We start from the raw sequence: 7858 nt of genomic DNA on the forward strand, positions 1-7858 counted from the left end.
CCTACTACCTGCAGGTGGTCAAGGGCTACAGCCCGATCCGCTCCGGCGTGGCGTTCCTGCCGATGGTCGCCGGCATGGTCATCGGGTCGACCCAGCTGGGCGCCCGGCTGATGACCCGCGTCCCCGCGCGCTACCTCATGACGCCGGGCCTGCTGGTCGCCGCGGTCGGCATGCTGCTGCTCACGCAGATGAGCGTCGACAGCTCGTACGTCACGCTGCTGCTGCCGGCGCAGATCCTGCTCGGCCTCGGCCTGGGCACGACGTTCATGCCGGCCATGAGCCTGGCCACCTACGGCGTCGAGCCGCGCGACTCCGGCATCGCCTCGGCGATGATCAACACGTCGCAGCAGGTCGGCGGCGCCATCGGCACGGCGCTGCTGAACACCATCGCCGCCACGGCGACCACGTCCTACATCAGCGCGCACATCGGCGGCTCGACCCCGCCCGAGCTGGTGCAGCTGCAGGGCATGGTCGACGGCTACACCACCGCCATCTGGTGGGCCGTGGGCATCCTGGTCGTCTCCGCGGCCATCGCGTTCTTCCTCGTGAACGCGACCCCGGAGACCGAGGAGGCCGCCTTCGACGAGCTCGACGGCGAGGGCGAGGCCGCCCCGGTCATGATCCACTGACCGGCGCAGCCACGCCGACCTGAGACTGGGGCCCCGTCGTACGGCGACGGGGCCCCTGCCATACCCGGGCCATATCGGACACGTGTCGCTGCCGTCCGCGCGACCGGCGAGCGGCTACCGTCACGAGTCGTGAGCCCCTTCAACGACCGCTACGGCCGCGACGTCCTCACGAACTCCCCGCACCCGAAGCACCCGGTCAGCACGAAGGAGGCCGCCGTGCCGGGGCTCGTCGTCGAGGACGTGCAGACGGGGTACGTCGGCGCCGTCGTCGAGGTCGACAAGCACGGCGTGATCCTCGAGGACCGGCACGGCAAGCGGCGCGCGTTCCCGCTCGGGCCGGGGTTCTGGATCGACGGCAAGCCCGTCGAGCTGGTGCGCCCGGCCGGGCCGGCGAAGACCGGCCGCATGGTGTCCGCGTCCGGCTCCGTCGCCGTGCTCGACCACAAGGCGCGCACCGCCCGGGCCAGCCGCATCTACGTCGAGGGCAAACACGACGCCGAGCTGGTCGAGAAGGTGTGGGGCCACGACCTGCGCGTCGAGGGTGTCGTCGTCGAGGAGCTGGGCGGTGCCGACGACCTCGCCGCCGTCGTCGCCGAGTTCCAGCCGGGCCCCGGCCGGCGGCTCGGCGTCATGCTCGACCACCTGGTGGCCGGGAGCAAGGAGACCCGCCTCGCCGACGCCGTGCGCGGAGGCCCGTACGCCGGAGACGTCCTCATCGTCGGCCACCCCTACATCGACGTCTGGCAGGCGGTCCGGCCATCCGTGCTCGGCCTCAAGTCCTGGCCGGACGTGCCGAAGGGCGAGCCCTGGAAGGAGGGCGTCATCGCCCGGCTCGGCTGGAAGCTGGAGTCGTGGGAGGCGTGGCAGCGCATCCTGGGCCGCGTCACGACCTACACCGACCTCGAGCCGGCCTTCCTCGGCCGCGTCGAGGAGCTCATCGACTTCGTGACCGACCCGCCAGGTTGATCGTGGAGCTGTTCGGCGAATACGGTCCGAAGTGTCCGAGCAGGGGCGGCCGCCCAGCCCGCACCCAGACCTAGGGCAGGAGGTCGCGGACGACGGCGTCGGCGAGGAGGCGGCCGCGGCGGGTGAGCACGAGGCGGCCCGCGTCGAAGGCCGCGGCGTCGGCCAGCCCGTCCTCCACCACGGCGGCCGCTGCCTTCCGACCGGCGTCGTCGAGGACGGCGAGGTCGAGGCCGGCCGCGAGCCGGACCTCCAGCAGCACCCGTTCGACCCGCCGGGTCTCGGCGTCGAGGACCTCACGGGCATGCGCCGGGCTCTCCCCCGCCGCCAGCCGGGCCGCCCAGGCGGCCGGGTGCTTGACGTTCCACCAGCGGGTCCCGCCGACGTGGCTGTGGGCGCCCGGCCCGGCGCCCCACCAGTCGGCGCCGGTCCAGTACAGCTCGTTGTGAGCACAGCGCGCGCTCGGCGACGTGGCCCAGTTGGACAGCTCGTACCACTCGAACCCCGCCGATGACAGCAGCTCGTCGGCCAGCACGTACTTGTCGGCCTGGTCGTCGTCGTCCGGCAGCGGCAGCTCACCGCGGGCCATGCGGGCGGCCAGCCTGGTCCCCGGCTCGACGATGAGCGCGTAGGCGCTGACGTGATCGGGCCCGGCCTCGACGGCGGCGGCGACGCTGGCCCGCCAGTCGTCGACGGACTCGCCCGGCGTGCCGTAGATGAGGTCGACGCTGACGTGCTCGAACCCGGCGCGCTGGGCCTCGGCCACGACCTGCGCCGGCCGGCCGGGCGTGTGCACGCGGTCGAGGACGGCGAGCACGTGCGGCCGCGCGCTCTGCATGCCTATGGACACCCGGGTGAAGCCGGCCGCCCGCAGCTGCGCCAGCGACCCGGCGTCGACGGACTCGGGGTTGGCCTCGGTGGTGACCTCGGCCCTGGGCGCCAGGCCGAACTCGTCGTCGATGAACCGCAGCACCCTGCCGAGGTCGGCCGGCGGCAGCAGCGTCGGCGTGCCGCCGCCGACGAACACCGTCGACACCGGGACGTCGGCGTCGCCGAGCACCCGCCGGGCCAGCCGCAGCTCCGCGACGGCGCCGTCGGCCCAGGACGTGCGCGAGGCGCCGGGGGCGGAACCCAGCTCGTCGGCGGTGTAGGTGTTGAAGTCGCAGTAGCCGCACCGGGTGGTGCAGAACGGCACGTGCAGGTACACGCCGAACGGCCGGCGGCCGACGCCGTCGAGCGCCGTGGCCGGCAGCGCACCGTCAGCGGGCGCGGGCGAGCCGTCGGGCAGGGTGGAGGGCACGTCCCATTGTCCCCTACCCGAGGCGCAAGGCCATGGGGCAGAGTGGTCGCATGCGCGAGGATCCCCCGACGGTGGTCGACCGGACCACCCTGCGTCAGGTCCTGCATTCCGGTGATCCGGCCGCCATCGTCGCCGTCGTCGCCGGCCACGACGTTCGCCCGGCACTGCAACTCGCCGGTGACGCCGTGCTGGTCGCCCTCGAAGCCGGCGCGACCGGTGCGGACAACGTCGCCGGCACCGTCGTGGCCACACTTCGCGAGCGGGTTTGGGACGGCGACCTCGAACTCGCCGAGGAGCTCGTCGCGGTGTCGGACGGGCGTGCGAGGCTCGGCGAGATCCTCACGGTGGAGCTCGACGACGTCGCCGACCTCCTCGAAGGTGACCTCAACGACGGCGGCGGCTACCTCGACCTGCAGACCGGCGACACGTGGCCGCTCGTCGACGGCGACGACGGCTACCTCGCCGACGTCGGCGTCGATCTCGACGACGAGCCGGACCGATGGCTGCGCGTCCACCCGCTGGGGTCACATGACGGCTGGGAGGACATGGCCCATTTCGCGGCGGGCGTCACCGACGACCGCCTGCGCGGACGGCTGGACGAGGCGATCCATGGGCGTGGCGCGTTCCGCCGGTTCAAGGACGCGGTCCACCAGGCCGGCGTCGCGGAGCAGTGGTACGGCTTCTCCGCCGAACGCCGCGCCGGGCGCGCCCGCGCGTGGCTGGCCGGTGAAGGCATCCGCGCGCGGCCGCGCCGGTGGGTGGACAGCGCCGGCGACGGCTGAGCGAGACCGTCAGGCGTACATCCCGTCGAGGATGTCCATGTACTTCTTCTCGACCGCCTTGCGCTTCACCTTGAGGCTGGGCGTGAGGTCGCCGCTCTCGACGGTGAGGTCGCGCGGGAGGATCTCGAACTTCTTGATCGTCTCCCAGCGCTCCAGCCGCGCGTTGAGCTGGTCGACCTGGCTCTGGACGAGCGCCCGGACCTCCGGCGCCCGGGTGAGTTCCTCGTAGGAGCGGCCGCCGAGCTCGTGGTGCTCGGCCCAGTCGGCGATGGCCTCGGGGTCGAGCGTGATGAGCGCGACGCAATAGTTGCGGGTGTCGCCGTGGACGACGATCTGGCTGGCGTGCGGGCTGACCGCCTTGAAGATGATCTCGATCTCCTGCGGCGCGACGTACTTGCCGCCGGAGGTCTTGATGAGGTCCTTCTTGCGGTCGGTGACGCGCAGGTAGCCGTCGGCCACCTCGCCGATGTCGCCGGTGCGGAACCAGCCGTCGGCGTCGAGCACCTCGGCGGTGACGTCGGGCAGCTTGTGGTAGCCGCGCATGACGCCGGGGCCGCGCAGCAGGATCTCGCCGTCGTCGGCGATCTTCACCTCGGTGCCCGGCGCCGGCGGGCCGACGGTGCCGAAGCGGCAGTCGTAGGGCATGTTGACGAACGACGCCGCGCTGGTCTCGGTCAGCCCGTAGCCCTCGAGGATGAGCATGCCGGCGGCGTGGAACCATTCGGCGACGTCGCGCGACAGCGCCGCCGCGCCGCTGACGAAGAACCGGATGTTGCCGCCGAGACGGGCCTTGATCTTGCTGAACACCAGCCTGTCGGCAAGCCCGTACTGGAACTTCAGCAGGCCGGTGGGCTCGTGGCCCTTCTGGCGCAGCGCCGACACCTTCGCGCCGACGCCGAACGCCCAGGCGAAGATCTTGGCCTTCGGGCCGCCCTCGTTCTCGACGCCGGTGATGACCCGGGCCCGCACCTTCTCGAAGATGCGCGGCGCACCGGCCATGAACGTCGGCTTCACGACGCCGAGGTTCTCCACGATGTGGTCGAGGTTGCCGTCGACCGCGGTCGCGAAGCCGATGCGCAGCTGGATGGCCTCGAGCGCCTTGCCGAACGAGTGCGACAGCGGCAGCCAGAGGTACTGGACGTCGTCGACGGAGAGGATCTTGAACGCGTCGACGGCGACGCCCTCGTAGACCCAGTTGTCGTTGACCAGCCGGACGCCCTTGGGCCGTCCCGTGGTGCCGGAGGTGTAGATGAGCGTGGCCAGCGTCTCGGGACCGACGGCGGCGAGCGCGTCGTCGACGGCGTCGGGCCGCTCGCCCAGCAGGGTGCGGCCGCGCTCCTCGAGCTCGGCGAGGCTCAGGACGAAGCCGTCCTGGCGGTCGACGCCGGCGTCGTCGAACACGACGACGCGGGTCAGCGACGGCAGCTCGGCGCGGTGGTCGAGCACCTTGGCCACCTGCTCGGCGTTCTCGGCGAACACCACGCGGGTGTCGGAGTCGCTCAGGATGTACGAGACGTCCTCGGGCGTGGTGGTGGGGTAGACGGTGGTCGTGGCCGCGCCGATGACGTTGATGGCGAGGTCGGCGAGGATCCACTCGATGCGGGTGGACGACGCGATGGCCACTCGCTGCTCGTGCTCGACGCCGAGGTCGAGCAGGCCCGCCGCGATGACCCAGACGCGGTCCTTCGTCTCGTCCCAGGTGAGCGACGACCAGCCGGACCCGCTCGGGTAGCGGTAGGCCTCCCTGCTCGGTGTGGCCTCGACACGGTCAAGGAACATCCTGCCGACCGAGGCCGGCCGCACCGCGACGAGGTCCGCCTTGTCAGTGGTGCCGAGGCTCATGCGTCTCCTCCCAATCGCCCTTGACGGGACCGGCCGGAAGCGGCCAGGTGGAGGAAGGTTACGACCTGGTAGCTTCCAGCGACAGTCTCCGCGGCACACGGGATTCCAGCCCGTGCACCGCGAGCATCCCCTCAACCGTATCCGACCAGGAGAAATCCTGGGCACGACGGCGCGCCGCCCGCCTCGCCGCGGGGCCGTCGGCGATCACCTCCAGGACCGCCTCGGCCATGGCGCCGGGATCCGGCGGCGCCGTCCGCCCGGACCCGCCGACCACCAGCTCCGGCAGCGCGCCGCGCGCGCTCGCGACCACCGGCGTCCCGCTGGCCATCGCCTCCAGGGCGGCCAGCCCGAACGTCTCGTAGGGTCCCGGCGCCACGACGACGTCGGCGCTGGCCAGCACCGCGGCCAGCTGCGCGCGGTCGGTGACGAAGCCGGCCATGGTGACCGGCTTGCCCTCGGCCTGCTCGGCGACCATGTCGCGGACCGAGCCGTCGCCGCACACGACCATCCGCACGCTGGCGCCCCGCTTCACCAGCTCGTCGACCATCGGCACCAGCAGGTCGGGACGCTTCTCCGGCGACAGCCGCACGGCGGTGACGATCAGCACGTCGGCGCCGCGGGCCAGCTCCGCGCGCAGCCGCGGGTCGCGGCGGCGCGGGTGGAACGTCTCCAGGTCGATGCCCAGCGGCACGTGTGCGAGATTGTCGACGCCCAGCCGGACGAACTCCTCGGCGGCCCACTGCGTGGTGCACACGACGGTGCCGAACGACGCGGCCAGCTTGCGGTTCCAGCGGTCGGCGATCTGCCGGGTCGGCAGCGCACGGCCCAGATGGAACTGCAGCAGCGCGTCGAGCCGCTCGTGCGAGAACACCGCCGACGGCACCTCGCGCCGCGCCGCCCAGGGCCCGATGCGCACGAGGGTCAGGCGGTCGGACACCTCGACGCGGTCCGGCGCGATGACGGCGAGCAGGTCCTCGACGACGCGCCACTTGGTGATCATCCGGTAACCGCCGGTGGCCGGGATGGTCGGCGCGGCGATCTCGATGAGGCGTCCGTACGACGTGGCCCGGGTCGCGTTGCGCTCCCCCGGCACCAGCGCCACCACCTCGTGCCCAGCGGCGGCGTATCCGTCGGCGAGGTGCCGCATCATCGTGCGGATCCCGCCGGAGTGCGGCGCGACGAAATTGGCGGCCTGAAGGATGCGCACGGCCGTCACTCTGGCCGTCCGGATCGGCCCCGAGGCGACGCCGACGTGTCCATCCGGTGAATTCCGGCGTCCGCTTTCGCCCCGTCTTCACGATTCGTCATGCCTACATTCACGGATTGCGCCAATGGGGACGATGGCAGCCCTCACGCCTCGGCGCGGTCAGGAAAACCTCTGGCGCCGGCGGCGTCACGCCAGAGAATCCCCAGCTCACAAGATCGATATGTCCGTATTCTCCGCCGATATGGCCGACTATGTATTTGATCACTCTTATATGGAAAAATGCCCCGAGGATTGAAGGGGGGCACTTTGCCACGGCAACGAAAACGCCAACGACGTAGTGCAGCTGGGATCCTCATCGTCGCGCTGGTGGTGGTCGGCCTGCCACTGCTCGGCTGGGCGGGAGTGAATGCGCTGACCGGAGGCGACACCGGCGATGACTCCGGCGCCACCGACGGCGGCGTGCGAACGGACGCCGCCGCCGAGACGTCCCGGGGCGCCGAGACACCCGGCTCGTTCGAGCTCGCCCAGGCCGCCCGCGACGCCGTCGGCGCCTGCGCCGACCGCCTCGCCGCCGGTGACGCCTACGTCCGGAGCGCCGGCGTCGGCATCGGGCACTGGGCCGAACACGTCCAGGCCCGCACCGACATGCTGAACGGCACGGTCGCCCAGGAGGAGATGCGGGCCATCTGGAAGCGCACGCGCCTCGCCGGCCCCGACGACGTCGCCCAGGCCACCGCCGCCCTGCAGGCGTACGAGGCGCTGCCTGCCTGCGAGGGCCTCACGTCCCTGGAGGGCGCGCCGGACAACGTCGTCGAGCAGGCCGCCGCCTGTCTCGAGCGGGAGACCGCGATGACGGCCGCCGTCGCGGCCTCGACCGCCGGGCTGCAGGACTGGGCCAACCACCTCAACGCGATGGCGGCGCACGCCGACGGCGAGATGACCGCGGCCGCCGCCCAGGACCTGTGGGTCGCCGCCTGGGAGGCCGCGCCGGTCAACATCGGCGCCTACGACGATGCGCGTGCTGTCCTGGATACGGCGCCGGCCTGCGAGTGACCGCGCGGCGCTGACGCTCCCGGCGGTCGCCGGCGCGGGACCGGCCGGGAGCGGCCCGGCCGGGAGCGGCTCGGCCGGGAGC

Annotated in this window: 7 protein-coding genes; 4 read left to right on the forward strand and 3 right to left on the reverse strand. The window is 72.4% G+C overall.

Going from position 1 to position 7858, the window contains the following annotated elements; genetic code table 11:
* Nucleotides 1-629 (forward strand): MFS transporter (locus DY240_RS25395; protein ID WP_119662484.1); only part of this gene is annotated, 629 nt, incomplete at its 5' end.
* 129 nt (nt 630-758) lie between these two features.
* Nucleotides 759-1595: a DUF3097 domain-containing protein gene (locus tag DY240_RS25400; protein ID WP_119662485.1), complete on the forward strand. Its 837-nt coding sequence runs from the start codon at nt 759-761 to the stop codon at nt 1593-1595.
* 70 nt (nt 1596-1665) lie between these two features.
* Here DY240_RS25400 and hemW read toward each other — a convergent pair whose 3' ends face one another.
* Nucleotides 1666-2892, reverse strand: a complete 1227-nt coding sequence (gene hemW, locus DY240_RS25405; protein ID WP_119662486.1) for a radical SAM family heme chaperone HemW — start codon at nt 2890-2892, stop codon at nt 1666-1668.
* Nucleotides 2893-2942: 50 nt separating this feature from the next.
* Here hemW and DY240_RS25410 point away from each other — a divergent pair, with 50 nt between their 5' ends.
* Nucleotides 2943-3674, forward strand: coding sequence for a UPF0158 family protein (locus DY240_RS25410; RefSeq protein WP_158602998.1), 732 nt, complete (start codon nt 2943-2945; stop codon nt 3672-3674).
* Nucleotides 3675-3683: 9 nt separating this feature from the next.
* On the opposite strand, the gene DY240_RS25415 is transcribed toward DY240_RS25410, so the two are convergent.
* Together DY240_RS25415 and DY240_RS25420 are read right to left on the reverse strand one after the other, a co-directional pair.
* The gene (locus tag DY240_RS25415) at nt 3684-5516 is read right to left on the reverse strand and encodes an AMP-dependent synthetase/ligase (protein WP_119662488.1); all 1833 of its coding nucleotides are present in this window, start codon (nt 5514-5516) and stop codon (nt 3684-3686) included.
* 58 nt (nt 5517-5574) lie between these two features.
* The gene (locus DY240_RS25420) at nt 5575-6723 is read right to left on the reverse strand and encodes a glycosyltransferase (RefSeq protein WP_119662490.1); all 1149 of its coding nucleotides are present in this window, start codon (nt 6721-6723) and stop codon (nt 5575-5577) included.
* Nucleotides 6724-7089: 366 nt separating this feature from the next.
* Between DY240_RS25420 and DY240_RS25425 the strand changes: the two genes are divergently transcribed.
* Nucleotides 7090-7776, forward strand: a complete 687-nt coding sequence (locus tag DY240_RS25425) for a hypothetical protein (protein WP_119662489.1) — start codon at nt 7090-7092, stop codon at nt 7774-7776.
* Nucleotides 7777-7858 lie beyond the last annotated feature (82 nt).

It is taken from the genome of Jiangella rhizosphaerae (assembly GCF_003579925.1).
Taxonomy (GTDB): domain Bacteria; phylum Actinomycetota; class Actinomycetes; order Jiangellales; family Jiangellaceae; genus Jiangella; species Jiangella rhizosphaerae.